This is a genomic window from Mycobacterium europaeum (assembly GCF_034555895.2).
Taxonomy (GTDB): Bacteria; Actinomycetota; Actinomycetes; order Mycobacteriales; family Mycobacteriaceae; genus Mycobacterium; species Mycobacterium europaeum.
The window spans coordinates 2,099,953-2,120,173 of the sequence record NZ_CP157315.1 but is presented as its reverse complement, the minus strand read 5'-3'; the positions used below and the strand labels follow the sequence as shown (position 1 = coordinate 2,120,173).

12 protein-coding genes are annotated in these 20,221 nt (G+C 67.1%); 7 read left to right on the top strand and 5 right to left on the bottom strand.

Going from position 1 to position 20,221, the window contains the following annotated elements; genetic code table 11:
• Positions 1–102: 102 nt before the first annotated feature.
• The 3 genes from U8D42_RS09570 to malQ are packed head-to-tail and all read right to left on the bottom strand — an operon-like array spanning position 103 to position 3,621.
• Positions 103–570 (bottom strand): nuclear transport factor 2 family protein, encoded by a 468-nt coding sequence (locus U8D42_RS09570; RefSeq protein ID WP_322860318.1) that lies wholly within the window; start codon positions 568–570, stop codon positions 103–105.
• A gap of 5 nt (positions 571–575) precedes the next feature.
• Complete coding sequence (locus U8D42_RS09565) at positions 576–1,454, bottom strand: LLM class F420-dependent oxidoreductase (protein WP_085239032.1); 879 nt, start codon at positions 1,452–1,454, stop codon at positions 576–578.
• A gap of 4 nt (positions 1,455–1,458) precedes the next feature.
• Positions 1,459–3,621 (bottom strand): 4-alpha-glucanotransferase, encoded by a 2,163-nt coding sequence (malQ, locus tag U8D42_RS09560; RefSeq protein WP_085239033.1) that lies wholly within the window; start codon positions 3,619–3,621, stop codon positions 1,459–1,461.
• Positions 3,622–4,051: 430 nt separating this feature from the next.
• On the opposite strand from malQ, the gene eccB reads away from it, so the two are divergent.
• Both eccB and eccCa read left to right on the top strand, forming a co-directional pair.
• The gene (eccB, locus tag U8D42_RS09555) at positions 4,052–5,569 is read left to right on the top strand and encodes a type VII secretion protein EccB (RefSeq protein WP_085239034.1); all 1,518 of its coding nucleotides are present in this window, start codon (positions 4,052–4,054) and stop codon (positions 5,567–5,569) included.
• A complete protein-coding gene (gene eccCa, locus U8D42_RS09550; RefSeq protein ID WP_322860319.1) occupies positions 5,566–9,735 on the top strand; it encodes a type VII secretion protein EccCa in 4,170 nt (1,389 codons plus the stop codon). The genes eccB and eccCa overlap by 4 nt, the downstream gene beginning before the upstream one ends.
• A gap of 37 nt (positions 9,736–9,772) precedes the next feature.
• On the opposite strand, the gene U8D42_RS09545 is transcribed toward eccCa, so the two are convergent.
• A complete protein-coding gene (locus U8D42_RS09545) occupies positions 9,773–10,933 on the bottom strand; it encodes a cytochrome P450 (RefSeq protein WP_322860320.1) in 1,161 nt (386 codons plus the stop codon).
• Between the two features lie 58 nt (positions 10,934–10,991).
• Positions 10,992–12,143 carry a cytochrome P450 gene (locus tag U8D42_RS09540; RefSeq protein WP_322860321.1) on the bottom strand — a complete coding sequence of 384 codons (1,152 nt, stop codon included), beginning with the start codon at positions 12,141–12,143 and terminating at the stop codon, positions 10,992–10,994.
• Positions 12,144–12,409: 266 nt separating this feature from the next.
• Between U8D42_RS09540 and U8D42_RS09535 the strand changes: the two genes are divergently transcribed.
• The 5 genes from U8D42_RS09535 (at position 12,410) to U8D42_RS09510 (ending at position 19,720) form a co-directional block, all read left to right on the top strand.
• Positions 12,410–12,604 (top strand): ferredoxin, encoded by a 195-nt coding sequence (locus U8D42_RS09535; RefSeq protein WP_062899471.1) that lies wholly within the window; start codon positions 12,410–12,412, stop codon positions 12,602–12,604.
• A gap of 490 nt (positions 12,605–13,094) precedes the next feature.
• Positions 13,095–14,306, top strand: a complete 1,212-nt coding sequence (locus U8D42_RS09530) for a PPE family protein (RefSeq protein WP_322860322.1) — start codon at positions 13,095–13,097, stop codon at positions 14,304–14,306.
• A gap of 416 nt (positions 14,307–14,722) precedes the next feature.
• The gene (locus tag U8D42_RS09520) at positions 14,723–15,943 is read left to right on the top strand and encodes a PPE family protein (RefSeq protein ID WP_322860323.1); all 1,221 of its coding nucleotides are present in this window, start codon (positions 14,723–14,725) and stop codon (positions 15,941–15,943) included.
• Positions 15,944–16,531: 588 nt separating this feature from the next.
• Positions 16,532–17,326 carry a DUF6065 family protein gene (locus tag U8D42_RS09515; protein ID WP_322860324.1) on the top strand — a complete coding sequence of 265 codons (795 nt, stop codon included), beginning with the start codon at positions 16,532–16,534 and terminating at the stop codon, positions 17,324–17,326.
• A 975-nt stretch (positions 17,327–18,301) separates the two neighbouring features.
• Positions 18,302–19,720: an MFS transporter gene (locus U8D42_RS09510; RefSeq protein WP_322860325.1), complete on the top strand. Its 1,419-nt coding sequence runs from the start codon at positions 18,302–18,304 to the stop codon at positions 19,718–19,720.
• Positions 19,721–20,221 lie beyond the last annotated feature (501 nt).

Genomic DNA, 20,221 nt, shown 5'->3' with positions numbered 1-20,221 from the left:
GGCCGGTGATAACCGCAATCGCCCAACAATGGCCGCGTTCTTACCGCAGATTCGGTTCATGGGCGGTCGCTGTGAGTTTGCGCAAAGTCTTCTGGAAGCTCGCTAGGCCGGGTCGTGCCGGCGCACCCGGCGGACCGACCGGGTCTCAACGGCGTTGATGGTCAACGCCCGGCGGGCGATCCGCCAGCGGTCGGTCAGCTCGTATTCGTCGTCGTAGCGCAGATGCCAGACCACGTCGGCGAGCTCGTCGCCGCGCTGGTCCCAGTGGTGTGCGATGCACGCGACGCGCCCGTGCGCGGTACCCGGTCCGGCGCCCAGGTCGTACACCTCGCCGATGATGGCGTGCTGGGTCCGGATGAGCGCCGCGACGGCGGCGACCGCGCCGGCGATGGCGTCTCGGCCCTGGTGCGAACGGACCGGCTCCAGCGCCTTCGGCGGGTCGGCCACCACCAGCACGGCGGCGTCGGTGAATAGCTCCGCGACGGAGTCGAATTGGCGGTCATCGACGTGCGCCGCGTATCGGTGCACCAAGTCGCTGAGGGCGGCTCGGTCGTCGGTCGACAGCGTCATCGGGGTCACGCGAGCGACAGGCGTTGCGCACACGCCGACAGCATGTCCTTGGCCTGCTCGATGTCGGTGGTCGGCGGCATGGCCAACACCAGCCGATCGGCGCCCTGCTCGACGAGGCCGGCGGCGCGGTCCGCGTCGATCTTGTTGACCGCGTGACCCAATGAGACTTCCAGGGTCGCCGGATCGCGGCCGGCCGACGACGCCTCGTCGCGCATGAGCGCGATCAGCGACGCCAGGGTGGGTCCGGTCACGCCGAGCGGCTGAAAGCCGTCGCCGAACCGTCCGGCCCGGCGGGCCGCCGCGCGGCTGTGCCCACCGATATGGATCGGGAGACGTTGGCCGGCAACCGGTTTGGGGTAGCACATGATGTTGTCGAAGTCGAAGAATTCACCGTGGTGCGAGGCCCCGCGCGGGTGGTCGGCCCAGAGCGTCCGCAAGACGGCCAACTGCTCGTCGGCTCGGCGGCCGCGGTCCTCGAAATCGGCGCCGCACGCCTCGAGTTCCTCCTTGAGCCATCCCACGCCCACGCACAGTCGCAGCCGCCCGCCCGACAGGGCGTCCACGGTGGCGGCCCGCTTGGCCAGGACCACCGGATGATGGTTGGGCAGCACCAGCACGCCGGTGGCCAGACCCAGGGTGGTGGTGCGCCCGGCCAGGAAGGCCAGCAGGTCGAGCGGGTCGGGGATGGGGCAATCGGCGGCCAGGCCGACGCGTCCGGAACTGTCATACGGGTAGACGCTCTCGTAGCGGGTGACCAGCACGGTGTGCTCGACGACGACGATCGACTCGAAGCCGCACCGTTCCAGGTGGCCCGCGAAGGCCGCCATCCACTCGGGATCCGCGGTGACACCGTCGGCGACCGGCGCTACGACTGAGACCTTCATGGCCTCAGAAGCTAACAGGCGCGCTTTCGACGGCGACCGGCGCGATTGCACTGCGCACCGCCTCGGCCAGCGCGGCCGCCCGAGGGTCGGTGAACACGTCCTCGAGCAGGACCGGGCTGCCGTCCGGGCCGGTCAGCGGAATCCGCCAGTTGGGGTATTCGTCGGTGGTCCCGGGCTGATTCTGGGTCCGGCGGTCGCCCACCGCGTCGGTCAGCGCCACGCCGACCAGGCGCGACGGCGTCCGGCCCAGGTACCGATACAGGGCGAGCACGACGCTTTCCGCGTCGGCGGCGTCGTCGTCGAGCAAGCCTACCCGGCGCAATTCGGCCAGCCAGGCCGCCAGTTCGGCCCGATCGGAGGCCAGTTCGTCCTCGGCGGGGCGGGTGAGCAATCCGAGGCGTTCCCGCAACCGCACGTGGTCACCCGCCAGGTAGCCGGCGGTCGGCGGCAGATCGTGGGTGGTCACCGAGGACAGGCAGTACTCCCGCCAGCGCTCGGCGGGCAGCGGGCCGCCGTTTCCGTCGCGGTCCAACTCGAACCACAGGATCGACGTGCCGAGCAGACCGCGTAACAACAGATAGTCACGCACCCAGGGTTCGACGGTGCCGAGATCCTCGCCGACCACCAGCGCACCGGCGCGGTGTGCTTCCAGGGCGACAATGCCGATCATCGCTTCATGGTCGTAACGCACGTAGGTGCCCGCCGTGGGCGGCGCTCCTTCCGGGATCCACCACAGCCGGAACAACCCGATGATGTGGTCGATGCGCACGCCGCCGGCATGCCGCAGCACGGCACGGATCAACGCCCGGAAGGGGCGGTACTCGTCGGCGTCCAGCCGGTCGGGCCGCCACGGCGGCTGGGACCAGTCCTGGCCGAGCTGATTGAACTCGTCCGGCGGCGCGCCGGCGGTGACGCCCAGCGCCAGCACGTCTTGCAGGGCCCACGCGTCGGCGCCGTTGGGATGCACGCCGACCGCCAGGTCGTGCATCACGCCCAGCGCCATTCCGGCCCGCACCGCCTGCGACTGCGCCGCGGCGAGCTGCTCGTCGAGTTGCCACTGCAGCCAACGATGGAAATCGACTGTCCCCGAATGCTTTTCGGCGAAGGTGGCGACTCCGGGCGCGTCGGGATGCTGTAGCGACTCCGGCCAGGAGTGCCAGTCGGCGCCGTACTTCTCGGCCAGGGCGCACCAGATGGCGAAATCGTCGAGCGCGCTGCCCTCACGGGCCCGGAAGGCCTGGTAGGACAACTCACGCCCCGCCGACCGCGGCACCCGGTGCACCAGCTCGAGCGCGGCGCGCTTCGCCGCCCACGCGGCGTCGCGATCGATGGCGTCGAGTCGAGCGGCTCGCTGTTGGACCTCGGAGCGCAGCCGCCGCACCCGGCTGCGCTTGGGCAGCTCGGCGAACTCGGGGATCGCCTCGACATGCAGATAAATCGGGTTGACGAAGCGCCGCGACGTCGGCAGGTAGGGCGACGGTTCCATGGGACGCGTCGGGGCCGCCGCGTGCAGCGGATTGACCAACAGATAGTCGGCGCCGTGCCGCGACGCCGACCACACCGCCAGATCGGTCAGATCGGTCAGATCGCCGACGCCCCACGACTGTCTGGAGCGCACGCTGTAGAGCTGGGCGGCCAGGCCCCAGCCCCGGCGGGCGCCGAGCCGCTCGGGCAGCCCGAGCCAGTCCGGCGTCACGATCAGCGCGGTGCTCGTCTCCCCGTCGGAGGAACGCAGATGCACCCGGTGATAGCCCAGCGGCAGGTCGGCCGGCAGCGCGAAGCTGGCCTCACCGACCCAGCGCCCGCCCAGGTCGAACGGCGGCGTGAAGTTGTCGACCTGCTCGATCCCGCCGCGCACCGTGCCGTCCTCGAGCTGCAACCAGACCTCGGCGGGCTCCCCGTGGGTCACGTGTGCCCAGAACCGGGTCTGCTCCCCGGTGCGACCGACGATGGTCGCCGGCAACCGCCGCGCCCAGTGCGACCGCAGCTTGGCGGTCAGGGCCACGTTGCGCTCCTGCTCGGTGCCGGCCGCCACGCCCAGCGTGGCCAACACCGCCACCAGCGTGGACGCCGGAACCGGCACCCGCCGCCCGGTCCAGTCCTCGTACTCGGTGGCGATGCCGTATCTCCTGGCAAGTTCGACCAGCGACGGCGCGAGCTCACTCATACCGCTCATCTTGCTGCCAGAATTCGCCGCCCGGCGAATCGGGGAGAGTCGCGTCCGGCGCCCGCGCCCGCGACCGCCCGTTTTGCCGGCCGGCGCGGGGCCGCCGCGTTCGCTTCAGCGCCAACGTTCAACAGGACGAGCCGGCCATTCGCCATTACGATGCCCTGAGGAGACATGGGGAGTCCGGGCGGGGGACCGGCGGGAATCCGATAGTGCCAGTTCAACGGCGCCTGGCGCGGTGCGGTCGTCGCGCAACCGGCGAGCCGCCGACGACCGGACACCTATAGATAAAGAGATGTGGCAGCGAACGCCATCGGCGCCGCGTGGCGAGGCCCTCACGGGTGCCTTACGGTTGTCGATGTAATTCGCGCAGCGGATATTTATTACGGACGATATCCAGGCGATCTAGCAGACCGGATGGTGAATTAACGTGGCGGAAGAGAGTCGCGGACAACGCGGGTCGGGGTACGGCCTCGGGTTGTCGACGCGGACGCAGGTGACCGGCTACCAATTCCTCGCTCGTCGCACCGCAATGGCCCTCACCCGCTGGCGCGTCCGCATGGAGGTCGAGCCGGGACGGCGGCAGACGCTGGCCGTGGTGGCCTCGGTTTCGGCGGCGATGGTGATCTGCCTGGGCGCTCTGCTGTACTCGTTCCTCAGCCCGGCGGGCCAGGTGGGGGATTCGCCGATCATCGCCGACCGCGACTCCGGCGCGCTCTACGTCCGCGTGGGCGACAAGCTCTACCCGGCGCTGAACCTGGCCTCGGCGCGGTTGATCACCGGTCGCCCGGACAACCCGCACCTGGTCAAGGGCAACCAGATCGCCAGCCTGCCGCGCGGCCCGCTGGTCGGCATCCCCGGCGCGCCGTCGAACTTCCACCCCACGGCCCCGTCCACGTCGTCGTGGCTGGTGTGCGACACCGTCGCCACCTCGACCGGTGCCAGCGCGCCGTCCGGAGTGACCGTGACCGTGATCGACGGGAACCCCGACCTCAGCAACCACCGACACGTGCTGAACGGTTCGGATGCCGTGGTGCTGAGCTACGGCGGGGACGCCTGGGTGATCCGCGAGGGACGCCGATCGCGCATCGACGCGACGAACCGATCGGTGCTGTTGCCGCTGGGCCTGACACCGGAGCAGGTCGGCCAGGCGAAGCCCATGAGCCGCGCGTTGTTCGACGCGCTGCCGGTGGGTCCGGAGCTGACCGTGCCCCAGGTGCAGAACGCGGGCGCGGCCGCGTCGTTCCCGGGTGCGCCCGGCCCGATCGGGACGGTCATCGTCACGCCCCAGATCAGTGGGCCGCAACAGTATTCGCTGGTGCTGGCGGACGGCGTGCAGACGCTGCCGCCGCTGGTGGCGCAGATCCTGCAGAACGCGGGCCCGGGCAACACCAAACCGGTAACCGTGGAACCGTCCGCTCTGGCCAAGATGCCGGTCGTCAACAAGCTGGACCTGTCGTCCTACCCGGACGCCCCGCTCAACGTGGCGGACATCCGCGAGAACCCAGCGACCTGCTGGTGGTGGCAGAAGACCTCGGGTGAGAACCGGGCCCGCATTCAGGTCATCTCCGGCGCGACCATCCCGGTCGCCGCCAACGACCAGAGCAAGGTCGTGTCGCTGGTCAAGGCCGACACCACAGGTCGCGAGGCCGACCAGGTCTTCTTCGGGCCCGACTACGGCAACTTCGTGGCCGTCACCGGGAATGACCCCGGCGCCAAGACGACGGAATCGCTGTGGTGGCTGACCGACGCGGGCGCCCGGTTCGGCGTCGACGACACCCGTGACGTCCGCGAGGCGCTGGGTCTGAAGACGAAACCGAGCCTGGCGCCATGGGTGGCGCTGCGGCTGCTCCCGCAAGGGCCGACCTTGTCGCGGGCCGACGCGCTCGTGGAGCACGACACCCTACCGATGGATATGTCCCCAGCAGAATTGGCGGTACCTAAGTGAAACGCGGGTTTGCTCGGCCGACACCGGAGAAGCCTCCGGTCATCAAGCCGGAGAACATCGTCCTCCCGACGCCCCTGAGCATTCCGCCTCCGGAGGGCAAGCCCTGGTGGCTGGTGGTGGTCGGCGTGTTGGTGGTCGGCCTGCTGATCGGCATGGTCGGCATGACCTTCGCCAGCGGCTCGCACGTGTTCGGCGGCGCCGGCGCCATCTTCCCGATCTTCATGATCGGCGGCGTGGCGATGATGATGTTCGGCGGCCGGTTCGGCGGTCAGCAGCAGATGAGCCGGCCCAAGCTGGACGCGATGCGCGCCCAGTTCATGCTGATGCTGGACATGCTGCGCGAGACCGCCCACGAGTCCGCCGACAGCATGGACGCCAACTACCGGTGGTTCCACCCGGCGCCCACCACGTTGTCCGCCGCGGTGGGCACCCCGCGGATGTGGGAACGCAAGCCCGACGGCAAGGACCTCAATTTCGGTGTGGTGCGGGTCGGTGTCGGCATGACGCGGCCCGAGGTGACCTGGGGTGAGCCGCAGAACATGCCGACCGACATCGAGCTGGAGCCGGTGACCGGTAAGGCGCTGCAGGAATTCGGTCGCTACCAGAGCGTCGTCTACAACCTGCCCAAGATGATCTCGTTGCTCGTCGAACCCTGGTATTCGCTCGACGGCGAGCGGGAGCAGGTCCTGGGACTGATGCGCGCGATCATCTGCCAGCTGGCGTTCTCGCACGGCCCCGACCACGTGCAGATGGTCGTGGTCACGTCGGACCTGGACGAATGGGATTGGGTCAAGTGGCTTCCGCACTTCGGTGACCCGCGCCGCCAGGACGCCGCCGGCAACGCGCGGATGGTCTACAGCTCGGTGCGCGAGTTCGCCGCCGAGCAGGCCGAATTGTTCGCCGGCCGTGGATCTTTCACACCCCGGCACGCGAGCTCCTCGGCGCAGACGCCGACACCCCACACGGTGATCGTCGCCGACGTCGTCGACCCTCAGTGGGAGTTCGTGATCAGCGCCGAAGGCATCGACGGAGTGACCTTCTTCGATCTGACCGGCGCGTCGATGTGGACAGCGGTCCCCGAACGCACCCTGCGCTTCGACGGCAAGGGCGTGATCGAGGCGCTGCCCCGCGACCGCGACACCTGGATGGTGATCGACGAGAAGCCGTGGTTCTTCGCGCTGACCGACCACATCAGCATCGCCGAGGCGGAGGAATTCGCGCAGGCGCTGGCCCACTGGCGGCTTGCCGAGGCCTACGAAGAGATCGGGCAGCGGGTGGCCCACATCGGCGCCCGGGACATCCTGAGCTACTACGGAATCGACGACCCCGGCCGCATCGACTTCCATGCGCTGTGGGGCGCCCGCACCGACACGATGGGCCGGTCGCGACTGCGCGCGCCGTTCGGTAACCGCTCCGACAACGGTGAATTGCTGTTCTTGGACATGAAGTCGCTCGACGAGGGCGGTGACGGTCCGCACGGCGTCATGTCCGGAACGACGGGTTCGGGTAAATCGACCCTGGTGCGAACCGTGATCGAATCGCTGATGCTCAGCCACCCGCCGGAGGAGCTGCAGTTCGTGCTGGCCGACCTCAAGGGTGGGTCGGCGGTCAAGCCGTTCGCCGGGGTCCCGCACGTCTCCCGGATCATCACCGACCTGGAAGAAGACCAGGCGCTGATGGAGCGCTTCCTGGACGCCCTGTGGGGTGAGATCGCCCGGCGCAAGGCCATCTGCGACAGCGCCGGTGTCGACGACGCCAAGGAGTACAACTCCGTCCGGCTCAGGATGCAGGCACGCGGCCAGGACATGCCGGCGCTGCCGATGCTCGTGGTCGTCATCGACGAGTTCTACGAGTGGTTCCGCATCATGCCGACCGCGGTCGACGTGCTCGACTCGATCGGCCGGCAGGGCCGCGCCTACTGGATCCACCTGATGATGGCGTCACAGACCATCGAGAGCCGGGCCGAAAAGCTCATGGAGAACATGGGTTACCGGCTGGTGCTGAAAGCGCGCACCGCGGGTGCGGCGCAGGCGGCGGGCGTGCCGAACGCGGTGAACCTGCCGGCGCAGGCGGGTCTGGGCTACTTCCGGCGCAGCCTGGAGGACATCGTCCGATTCCAGGCGGAGTTCCTGTGGCGGGACTACTTCGCGCGCGGGCTCACCGACGACGGCGACGAGGCGCCCGCGCTGGTGCACAGCATCGACTACGTCCGCCCGCAACTGTTCACCAACTCCTTCACCCCGCTCGAGGTGAGCGTGGGCGGACCCGAACTCACCCCGGCGGCGATCACGAACGGCGAGTCGGCCGAAGCCGAGGGCGCCCCGAGTGAGGACGACGACGTCGAGGGCATCAGGGTCCCCAAGGTCGGCACGGTGATCATCGATCAGCTGCGCAAGATCGACTTCGAGCCGTACCGGTTGTGGCAACCGCCGCTGAACCAGCCCGTCCCCATCGACGAGTTGGTCAACCGGTTCCTCGGTCACCCGTGGCAGGAGGACTACGGTTCCGCCAAGGACCTGGTCTTCCCGATCGGGATCATCGACCGGCCCTTCAAGCACGACCAGCCGCCGTGGACCGTCGACACCTCCGGGCCGGGCGCCAACGTCCTGATCCTGGGCGCCGGCGGCTCGGGCAAGACGACGGCTCTGCAGACCCTGATCTGCTCGGCCGCGCTGACCCACACTCCCGAGCAGGTCCAGTTCTACTGCCTGGCCTACAGCAGCACCGCACTGACCACGGTCGCCCGGTTGCCGCACGTGGGTGAGGTGGCCGGTCCGACCGACCCGTACGGCGTGCGCCGCACGGTGGCCGAACTGCTGGCGTTGGTGCGCCAGCGCAAGAGCACGTTCCTCGAGTACGGCATCGCCTCCATGGAGGTCTTCCGGCGACGCAAGTTCGGCGGCGAGCCCGGCCCCGTCCCCAACGACGGGTTCGGCGACGTCTACCTGGTGGTGGACAACTACCGGGCACTGGCCGAAGAGAACGAGGTCCTGATCGAGCAGGTCAACGTCATCATCAACCAGGGCCCCTCGTTCGGGGTGCACGTGGTGGTCACCGCCGATCGCGAGTCGGAGTTGCGGCCGCCGGTGCGCAGCGGCTTCGGCTCCCGGGTCGAGTTGCGACTGGCGGCCGTGGAAGACGCCAAACTGGTGCGCTCCCGCTTCGCCAAGGACGTTCCCGTCAAGCCCGGCCGCGGCATGGTCGCGGTCAACTACGTCCGCCTGGACTCCGACCCGCAGGCCGGTCTGCACACGTTGGTGGCCCGGCCCGCGTTCGCGACCACCCCGGACTACGTGTTCGAGTCCGACAGCGTGATCGACGCGGTCAGTCGCCTTACCAGCGCGCAGGCGCCGCCGGTGCGACGTCTCCCGGCGCGGTTCGACCTGGAGCAGCTGCGGGAGCTGGCCGCGCGAGACACCCGTCAAGGGGTTGGCGCGGGCGGAATCGCTTGGGCCATCTCCGAGTTGGATCTGTCGCCGGTCTATCTCAACTTCGCCGAGAACGCGCACCTGATGGTGACGGGACGACGCGAATGTGGGCGTACCACCACGCTGGCCACCATCATGAGTGAAATCGGCCGGCTGTACGCACCGGGGGCGAGCAGCGCACCGCCGCCACCGGCCGGCCAGCCGTCGGCGCAGGTGTGGCTGGTGGACCCACGGCGTCAGCTGCTGACGACACTGGGTCCGGACTATGTCGAGAAGTTCGCCTACAACCTCGACGGCGTCCAGGCGATGATGGGCGAACTGGCCGCGGTGCTGGCCGGGCGCGAACCGCCGCCCGGCCTGTCCGCGGAGGAGTTGCTGTCGCGTAACTGGTGGAGCGGGCCGGAGATCTTCCTGATCGTCGACGACATCCAGCAGCTGCCGGCGGGTTTCGATTCGCCGCTGCACAAGGCCGCGCCGTGGGTGACCAGGGCGGCCGACGTCGGGTTGCACGTGCTCGTCACGCGCACCTTCGGTGGCTGGTCCTCGGCGGGCTCCGACCCGATGTTGCGGGCGCTGGCCCAGGCGAACGCGCCGTTGCTGGTGATGGACGCCGACCCGGACGAGGGCTTCATCCGCGGCAAGATGAAGGGTGGCCCGCTGCCGCGCGGCCGAGGCCTGCTGATGGCCGAGGACACCGGTGTGTTCGTCCAGGTCGCGGCGACCGAATTGCGCAAGTAGGACGTGGCTGCGCTGGGGCTGGCCGGGTGGGCCGGCTTCAGCCCCAGCGCAGCGGCAATTCCCTGAGCGTGAAACCTTTTGAGGGGAACTTGATTTCGGGCGTGTAGCCGGGTGCCAGCTCAAATTGCGGGATCTGCTCGAGCCACTCGTGGATGACCGCGGTCAGTTCCAAGCGTGCCAGGTGGGCGCCTAAGCACTGGTGGGGTCCGCCGCCGAATCCCCAGTGTCTGTGCATCTTTCCGTCCAGCACCAGGTCGTCGGTGGACGTTTCGTCGCTGCCATCGCGGTTGATTGCTGCCGTGCACAACCGCACCGGTGTGCCGGGCGGGAGCGTCATGCCGCCCACGTTGACGAAGTCGGTGGTAACCCGGGCCACCACCGGCGCGGACGGCTCGAGTCGGACGATCTCTTCGACGAAGACCCTGACCTGCTCGGGGTTGTCGCGAAGCTCTTGGCGCAGCTGCGGCCGCCGCGCCAACTCAAGTAGCGAGAAACCGATCGCCGCACTCAGCACGTCCAGATCGGCCAGAATCTGTAGGAGAACCATGCCGAGTAGCTCCGGGTCGGTGAGATCGCCTGGGCCGCTGATGATTCGCGACAACAGGTCAGAGCCCGGGCAACGCCGGCGGAGCCGGATAGCGTCGGTCAAATAGCGCAACAGCTCATCACCCGGGCCGGTGCCGGGCTTGCCGGCGACGATGGCGTCCTTCCAGCCGATGACCCGGTCGCGGTCCGCTAGGGGCAGTCCGTGGAGATCCATGAACACCTGGTACGGGTAGAGGCGCGCGAAATCCGTCATCATCTCGCACTCGTGTCGGCCGGCGATGGCAGCGATCATGTCGCGGGCGTGGCGCTCCAGCATGGGCCGGGATGCACTGAGGCCGTGCGGGCTGAAGTACGGTTCCAAAATTGCGCGGTAACGGGTGTGCTCGGGAGGGTCGAACGCCAGCGGCACCACCGGGACCAGGCTGCCGGGGGGTTGCAGCGCCCTCTGCGCCGAGAAGAGGTTGGCGTCGCCCAGCGCTGCCAGCACGTCTTCGCGCCGGGTCAGGTAATAGTGACCGTTCATGAATACGACGGGACCCGCGTCGCGCAGCGTCTTCCATCCGACACCGCGGTCTTTGGCCATCGGCAACGTCGAGTACTCCAGCCGCGGCAGGTGGAACGTACCCGGCTGGTCGTTACCAGGAGTGCTCACGCGCTTGGATCTCCGTTTACTCAGTGGCTGTTCGAGACATCGGTGAGGCCCCTACACCTCAGCCCCAGCGCAGTGGTAAGGACTTGAGCGCAAAGGTTTTCGACGGGAACGCAATTTCTGGGACGTAGTCGGCGGGCACGTCAAATTGGGGGATCTGCTTGAGCCACTCGTCGACGATCAGCGTGAGTTCTATGCGTGCCAGGTGGGAGCCCAAGCAGCGGTGGGGTCCGCCGCCGAATCCCCAGTGTCTGTGCATCTTTCCGTCCAGCACCAGGTCGTCGGTGGACATTTCGTCGCTGCCATCGCGGTTGATTGCGGCCGTGCACAACCGCACCGGTGTGCCGGGAGGGAGCGTCATGCCGCCCACGTTGACGAAGTCGGTGGTAACCCGGGCCGCCGCCGGCGCCGACGGCTCGAGTCGGACGATCTCTTCGATGAAAACCCTGATCTGCTTGGGGTTGTCGCGAAGCTCTTCGCGCAGCTGCGGCCGCCGCGCCAACTCGTACAGCGAGAAACCGATCGCCGCCGCCACCGTGTCCAGCCCGGACAGAATCAGCAGGTGAGTCATGCCGAGTAGCTCGAGGTCGGTGAGATCGCCTGGGCCGGTCATGATTCGCGACAACAGGTCAGAGCCCGGGGAACGGCGGCGGCGCTGGATGACGTCGGCGAAATAATCGAACAGCTCGTCCCCGCCCGCGCTGCCGGCCACGATGGCGTCCTTCCAGCCGATCACGCGGTCCCGGTCTTCTAGGGGCAGTCCGTAGAGATCCATGAAGACCTGATACGGGTAGAGGCGACCGAACTCCGTCATCGCTTCGCATTCGCCCTTGACGGCGAGGGCGGCGATCATTTCGGTGGCGTGACGCTCCAGCACGGGCCGGGATGCACTGAGGCCGTGCGGGCTGAAGTGCGGTTGCAGGATTCTGCGGTAGTGGGTGTGCTCGGGAGGGTCGAACGCCGAAGGCAGCACCGGGACAGGGACGCCGGGCGGCTGCAGCGCCAAGTGTGCCGAGAAGAGGTTGGCGTCGCGCAGCGCGGCCAGCACGTCTTCGCGGCGGGTCAGATAGTAGCTACCGTTCATGAATACGACGGGACCCGCGTCGCGCAAGGTCTTCCATCCGGCACCACGGTCTTCGGCCATCGGCAGCGTGGAGTACTCCAGCCGCGGCAGGTGGAACGTACCGTACTGGCCTTCGCCCACTGTGCTCATACGCTCCGATTAGCCCATCTGTCTACGTGGTCAATAACTTCCGGCGCGACTGTGTGCGCCTACGGACTTCGCCGTCAGCGGTCTCTGGTGGCACCAATATCGCACGCGCGCCGACGCGCCATCGATCGACCTGCCCGGCTAGCGCTGGGGTTCCCACTGCCTGCCGAGGTTGCCAACCGTCTCATACACTCTATAGGCCTACTAATCGACGCATCATCTGTTAAAGGCGTCTTGCGTATCCACGGAACCGCCGAGGAGGAAACGTAGTGAGGATTCGGCTCGAGAAGTCGAAATGCGAGGGCCACGCCCAATGTTGCGCCGTCGATCCAAAGTTGTTCCCCATCGACGACTCTGGCTACTCGATCCTCGAGGAGCATCACGTGGAGCCCGAAGACGAGCAGTTGACGCGCGAGGGCGCGGCCTCGTGCCCGGAGATGGCACTGATCATCGAAGATGACTGACCCCGTGCACGGGGACTCAATCCGCCGGCCGACCGAAAAACAAACGATAAGTGAACAACCAACGTCGATTGGTGAACGAAGGGTGGCCACAAATGAACAGTGGCTGGCCCGGAATGAACAGTTGGCATCGGCTGTCGGTGCCGCCGGAGTAACGAACTAATCTCATTCGCGAGCGGCAGTTCGATCACTTTGGGCTGTCGCTCGGTTGCTGACAATGGGGGTTAATCGAGGCGGACTGTGCGTGTCGATCCTGAGCAGATGACCGGAATCATCGGTGGCGCGTCACCGATCCCGGCGCAGCTGACGGGAACGGCAGGGTGCACTGGCCAGTTTCCGGTTTCGGTTAGTTGGCTGAGAGGTCTGGCTCCGTGACGCCCACCGGGTCAGCGGCAACATGTGGCGATCGTCTACAACGTCGTGACCCGGCCACTACTGATGCATGAGCAGCCGAGATCGTCATGAGTGATCAGGGCCAACTGAGGAGGACGCGGTGTTTGACTTCGGTGCGTTACCGCCCGAAATCAATTCCGGTCGCATATATACGGGTCCGGGATCGGGGCCGTTGATGGCCGCCGGAACGGCGTGGGATGAGCTGGCGGCGGAGTTGGGTACAGCGGCAAGTGGTTACAGTTCGGTGATTTCAGAGTTGACCAGCGGGCTCTGGTTTGGGCCGACGTCGTCGTCGATGGTGGCGGCGGTGCTGCCATATGTGACCTGGCTCAGTACGGCGTCTGCCCTGTCGGAGCAGACCGCCAGTCAGGCCCGTGCGGCAGCGGCGGCGTTCGAGGCGGCGTTTGCGATGACCGTGCCCCCGCCGGAGATCGCGGCAAACCGGGCGCTGTTGATGGCATTGATCGCGACGAATTTTTTCGGGCAGAACACCCCGGCCATCGCGGCCACCGAGGCGCAATATATGCAGATGTGGGCCCAAGACGCGGTGGCGATGTACGGGTATGCCGGTGCGTCAACCGCGGCCGGCCAGTTGACTCCGTTCTCATCGCCCCCGAACACCACCACTCCGGACGCGGTGACCGAACAGGCGATGGCGGTGAGCCAAGCCAATGCCCTGCAGGCGGGCACCACCGCACAGAACACGGCGACCACCGCCCCGCACCTGGCTACGGCGACCGCGATGCCCCAGACTCTGCAGCAACTGTCGACGACGACGCTGACGACGACGGGCCAGGGGACGTCGACCTCATTGATCCCGTCACCCAACAACTGGTGGGGGCTCGACCCCACGTCTTACAAAATCATCTTCCACGACCTGCTGCAGGTGTATAACGCCTACGGTACGGGCTACCACGGCTACAACTGGGGGCAGGCGCTGACCTACGGTCCCGGCGGTACGACGGCCGGTGCGGGTGGTGCCTGGTACCCGACTCCGCAGTTTGCCCACCTGGGGCTGGGCAACCTCGGCGGTGGAGGAGGGATATCGACGACTGCGAGTGTGGGTCAGGCCGGCAGGGTCGGGATGCTGTCGGTTCCGCAAAGTTGGGCGGTCACGCCGGTGTCGGACGTGACCCGGGTGATGGCCGGGGGGGAAACACCTTCGATCCACGCGACCGCGAATACCGGCGCCGCGAACGGATTGCTCCGGGGAATGCCGGTGGGAAGCGCGGCGCGGCGTAGCACCGCCGGTTATGTCAACAAGTACGGGTTTCGCTACAGCGTGCTGACGCGCCCACCGTCGGCAGGATGACGTCATGACTGCCACGATCATTTACCCTTTGACGGCGTCGGAGCGCGAAACCGCCGCATGTCCGCCCACCAGGCGGCCTTGCGATCGTCTCGCAAGACAGCCAGACGTCCGGCACGTTCAGTTGGCACCGTTGGCGGCGCTGCCCGGCGATCCAACTCGTGACAGTAGTAGCCCACCCCCGAAGGTCTTAGCCGCCCGACGGGTTTGCAAAAGGAGGGATCCCATGGCGCTAGTGATAGCGCAGCCCAAGGCGCAGGTCGCGGCTGCCGGGATTTTGCGGAGCCTTGGTACTACGTTGAAAGCGCAGCATGTGCCGGCGATTCACGGGATGTTTGTCCACACCTTGAGCATCAGCTCGGGGTCATACGCGGCGACTGGGGCGGCCACCACGGCCGCGGCCGGCTAAGGAGGTCACGATGATTGATTTCGGAGCAATGCCGCCGGAGTTCAACTCGGCGCGGATGTATTCGGGCCCGGGAGCGGGGTCCCTGATCGGTGCCGCGTCGGCGTGGAGCGCCCTGGCCGCTGAGCTGAATTCGGCCGCGCTGAGTTATGACAAGGTGATCACCGCCCTCAGCAGCGAGGAGTGGCTGGGAACGGCGTCGGCCTCGATGGCCCAGGCGGCCGCGCCCTACATGGCGTGGATGAGCACGACCGCCGCACAAGCCGAGGAGGCGGCGATGCAGGCGCGCTCGGCGGTGGCGGCCTACGAAGCCGCTTTGGCGGCGACGGTGCCGCCGCCGCTGGTGGCGGCCAATCGTGCCCAGGTGTCCCAGCTGGTTGCGACCAACGTGTTGGGGCAGAACACCCCCACGATCGCGCAGCTCGAGGCGCAGTACGGCGAAATGTGGGCCCAAGACGCCAGCGCGATGTATGGCTACGCGGGGCAATCGGCGACCGCGGCGAAGGTGACGCCGTACAAGAACGCACCTCAGATCGCCAGCCCGACCGCTCAGGCGTTGCAGACCAGTTCGGTCGCTAAAGCAACCGGAACGTCGGCGGGCAACACCTCGTCCAACCTGTCGCAAATGGTGACGTCCACGCCCAACGCGTTGAAACAACTGGCCGGGCCCACGACGCAAGCGACCCAGCAGAGCACGAATCCTCTGCAGGAAATCTGGTATCTGATCAGCGGGCAGAGCGTGCTCCCCAACAACCTGGGAACGCTTATCAACGGCTACAACCCGTATTCGGCCCTCTGGTACAACACCGAAGGTCTGCCGTACTTCTCCGTCGGTATGGGCAACTTCGGTGTCCAGATCGCCAAAACCACCGGAATGCTGGGCGGCGCGGCGCCGGCCGCGGCCAAGGCCCTGCCCGGGCTCGGTGGGCTGGGCGGCATGCTCGGTGGTGGTGCCACGGCCGCGCACCCGATGGCGGCCTTGGGGAACGCGGCCTCGGTTGGGGGCAAGTTGTCGGTACCCGTCGCCTGGTCGGGAGCGCCGGCTGCTGCGCCGGCAGTTGCGCACGCCATCCCGGTCAGCAGTATCAGCGCCGCACCGGAAGCCGCCGGAGGCCCCGGAAACCTGCTCGGTGGTATGCCGCTGGCCGGTGCGGGTGCCGCCGGACACGGGGTTGCGGGTCCGAAATACGGATTCCGGCCCACCGTCATGGCCCGGCCACCCCTGGGGGGATAAACTTCGCGGGCCGAACACCGGGACAGCCAGGCCGCTTGCAACGCGACCACGGACCAGCACACCTGGTCCGTGGTCGTGTTCGCGGCGAAGCTCTACAACTGGCCTCGGGCACCTGTCGCGGTATGAAGATCGACGACGCCAAGGAACGCACCGAGCCACGGTTGCCGCGCTCACCATGACAGGGATCGCGCCCGCGGACATCCGCCGAAAAGCACTCGCGCGGCTTGGAACCCGGCGATCACGTCGTTCGTCGCACCCGTGCGTCATCCGGCGCCGCCATCAGCGGTGTCCGTGAACAGGCGGACTCGACTCCGCCGTAAATCCAATTCGGCTGGGGTGTAACGGTGCAACGCCCGATAGTGACCGCCAACCGCATACGCGGTCGACATAGCCCATCAAGGCCTGGGCCGACGGCGTCGTGCAGCTGCCAGGGACGCGCTGACCCGTCACACCGGCGACGCGGGCAGTAGGCATCTTGCGGCAGATAAACTGCACCTCGGCCGCTGGCGCGACGGCGTCGGGCCGTGACCATGGCCTGCGGTGTCGTTTGGCCCCAGGAAAGCAACGTGTGGGCGAATCGAGGATTCCGTGAGTGACAAGTCCGATAAAGAGACCCTGCCGCTGATCGGCTACGTCACCGCCGACAATGCGCCGCCGATCGGTCCGGCGCCGATCGACCGGACATGGATGTCAGAGATGGCGGAACTGCGGCAAGGTTGGCCGAGCCGGTGTCTGCCGATGCTCATCGCCAACCAGAGCGGCTGGGAGATGCGCAATCCGTGCGCGTTCACCGCCACCTGGATGGGTGGTGATGACCGCACGGGCCTGATGATCGCCCCCGATCGGCGCGCACCCGGTCAGTTCCTGCCCTCCAGCCACTTCGGCTACGGCATTCTGACGTGGCATCTGCCGGTGCTGTTCCGAACCCCGCCCGGCTACAACCTGTTGGTCCGCGGGCCGGCGAACTATCCGAAGGATGCCGTGTGCCCGCTGGAGGGCTTGGTCGAAACCGATTGGGCGAGCGCCAGTGTCAGCATGAGCTGGAAAGTCACCCGCAAGATGATGCCGGTGCGGTTTGAGGTCGACGAACCGATCTGCATGATCGTCCCGCAACGTCGCGGCGACCTGGAACAGTTCGCCCCCGAGCTCAGGCCCATCGATTCCGATCCCGAGCTGCGCAACAAAAATGAAAACTTTCTTCGCTCGCGCGCCGAGATGGCGCCGGAGCAACTGGCGACGAACGTGCTCGCGGGAGAGCGACTGCCGTGGCAAGGGGATTACATGCGGGGCAAGCATGCCGACGGTGAGGAGGGCGCGCCCGATCACCAGACCCGCCGTCATCTCCGGTCGTTCGCTGGGCAGGAAGGCGAGCAGCGGCAGTAGGTGCTCGTTCAGCGGTACCGAACGCCCCTGCTTCTGTCGGAGAGCTCCGGGGCCCCAGCGCGAATCAAACACGCGGCCCCGGATCGGGAACCGGCCCACAAAGGGTGGCCGACAACCAGATACAACTTGGGTCAGCACCCGGCGCGGGCCGTGAGGGACCGAGGCGCCGATAGAAGCGCTGACGGCTACCTGGCAACTCGACCGCTGGCGCAGGTTCGACGTCGGTTCCTGGGGTTCGGAACTCAAAGTGGTGTGCGGATTACCGGGCAAGACCCCGGTCGGCGGGGCAGGGGGCTCTCGTTCATGCCCGGCTGGCGAGCGACTTCCCCGATGGTGCGCTCGAACTGATCACCAGATGAACTAACGCGGAATCGGTTGTCGCGCAATACGACCGGATCCTTGAAGCAGCTTGAGCTCACACCGCGCTACTTAAGCGCCGAACATGTCAGCAAACCTCGCGCGACCATCGAGACCCCGACAGATCAGGAGGTCATCCCGCAGCACCGATCGCCTAATCCGCGGAATTCGGACATCACCCGATGCCGTCGTGCTCCCAGTCACTGGACTGCACCGGAACGTTGGATAACAGGATGGTTAGGCAAAGGTGGACTATTGACGAACACCGGGTAGCCGGGGAGATTGAGAAGAGTGGTCGCCTCCTGCGCGATCGGCGAGTGAATTGGCCTGCCTACTTTGGGGTTTCGTGCGAAGGCTAGGCCGCCGTCGCCCCAACTGAAGGTCTGGTGGTGGATCTCCACAGCGATTATTCAGCAGACTCCTACGCCGAAATAAGGGATTACCGGGGATGCCCTGTCATCCTGGAGAACCGTGCCCGGAAACTAACCGGTCCGCTACGTCGCCGCCGACAATTCGTCCGCAGGCCGGCCACGGGCACACGCCGGACGCCGCAACGTCAACGGTGATTCGCAACCTAGCGCTACCGCCTCCGTATACGAACGTGAAAGGCAGAACTTGATGGGGAAGTCACGGCGCATCTTGCACTGGGACCCAGAGGATCACGTCGCTTGGGAGAACGGCAACAAGGTCATCGCGCGGCGCAATCTGATCTGGTCGATCGCGACCATGCACGTGGCCTTCTCGATCTGGTACCTCTGGTCGGTGATGGTGCTGTTCATGCCGCAGGCCGTCTATGGGTTTTCGACCGCCGACAAGCTCTTGATCGACGCCACCGCGGCCCTGGTCGGGGCGCTGGTCCGCATCCCCTACACGATGGCCACCGCCCGGTTCGGCGGACGCAACTGGGCCGTCATCTCCTCGGCCGTGCTGCTGATCCCCACCGTGGGGACCGTGGTGTTGCTGGCCAACCCCGGCCTGCCGTTGTGGCCATACCTGGTGTGTGCGGCGTTGACCGGATTGGGCGGCGGCAATTACGCGGCGTCGCTGGCCAACGTCGAATCCTTTTTCCCGCAGCGGCACAAGGGTTTCGCGCTGGGCCTGACCGGCGGGATCGGCAACCTGGGCGCAGCGAGTGTCCAGGCGGTCGGATTGATCGTGCTGGCCACTTTCGGCCACGAGAAGCCGTATCTGGTGTGTGCGGTCTACCTCGTGATGCTGGCCGTTGTGGGCGTCGGCGCGGCGTTGTCCATGGACAATCTCGACCACTTCATCGAGGTCGCCCACCTGCGTTCGATTCTGACGGTGCCCGACACATGGGCCATCTCGTTCCTCTACATGTGCGCCTCGGGCTCCTTCATCGGCTTCGCGTTCGCCTTCGGTCAGGTGATCCAGCACAACCTGCTCGCCGGCGGCCAAACCCACCATCAGGCGGCGCTGCACGCCGCCGAGATGGCCTTCCTCGGGCCGCTGTTGGGATCGGTCGCGCGGGTGATCGGAGGGAGATTGGGCGACCGCTTCGACGGTGGCCGCGTCACCCTGGCCGTCGTGGGGGCCATGATCGTGGCCGGCGGGTTCCTGGTCGCGGTCAGCACTCACGACGACATGAGCCATGGCCCGGGCGGGCCGGTGTCGCTGTACACCACGATCTGCTACATCGTCGGTTTCATTGCCCTGTTCATCTTCTGCGGCGTGGGTAAGGGGTCGGTGTTCAAGCTGATCCCGTCCGTTTTCGCCGAGCGCAGCCGCGCGCTGGACCTCAGCCCCTCGGAGCGGCGCCACTGGGAGCGGGCGAGGTCGGGCGCGTTGATCGGGTTCGCCGGCTCTTTCGGGGCGCTGGGTGGGGTGGTGATCAACCTGGCGCTTCGGCAGTCCTATGCCAGCACCGGCACCGAGACCCCGGCTTTCTGGATCTTCTTGATCTTCTATGTCGCGGCCGCCATCGTGACGTGGGCCAGGTACGTGCGCCCGCAGCGGCCGCTTTCCGGCGCATCGACGCAAGCGAGTTGGGGTGTGGTCGCCGAGCAACCGGTCAGCTGATCTGTAGGCATGCTTTCTCGATAGGCCGATGAAAGCCCGCGGCTGTCTCGTCTGATCGGATGTCCTCCCGTTCGATGGCTGTCGTCGATCGACGAGGGCTGGAAGGTACGCGGGGCGGCCGTTGCAACGACGGTTCGGTCCCAGACCGCATCCGGCTCGGCGGCGAGCTGCTCACCGGGCCCCTGCCTCGGTAGCCGCGTCCGCACGGCGCAACCTACGCACAATGCCCGCCGTGGAAGGGCGCTTTTGGGTTTCACGGCCCTTCCGGCCGGACATCGGCGATGGGACCCAAGAGCCGATGGACTTCATTCACCGGGAACGAACGCGCCACTCCGCCTTTGCGGGGAGTTAAGCGACAGTCAGATTCTTATGACGGCGACGGTCGCTGGATGCATCCCCAGAGACAACGACCAGCAACTTTACAGCTAACCACTGGTATCCTCTGCTCAGAGCCCCCGCGCGAGGGCCAGCGGTCGAGGTCAGCCGTTGTTACAGTGTCGT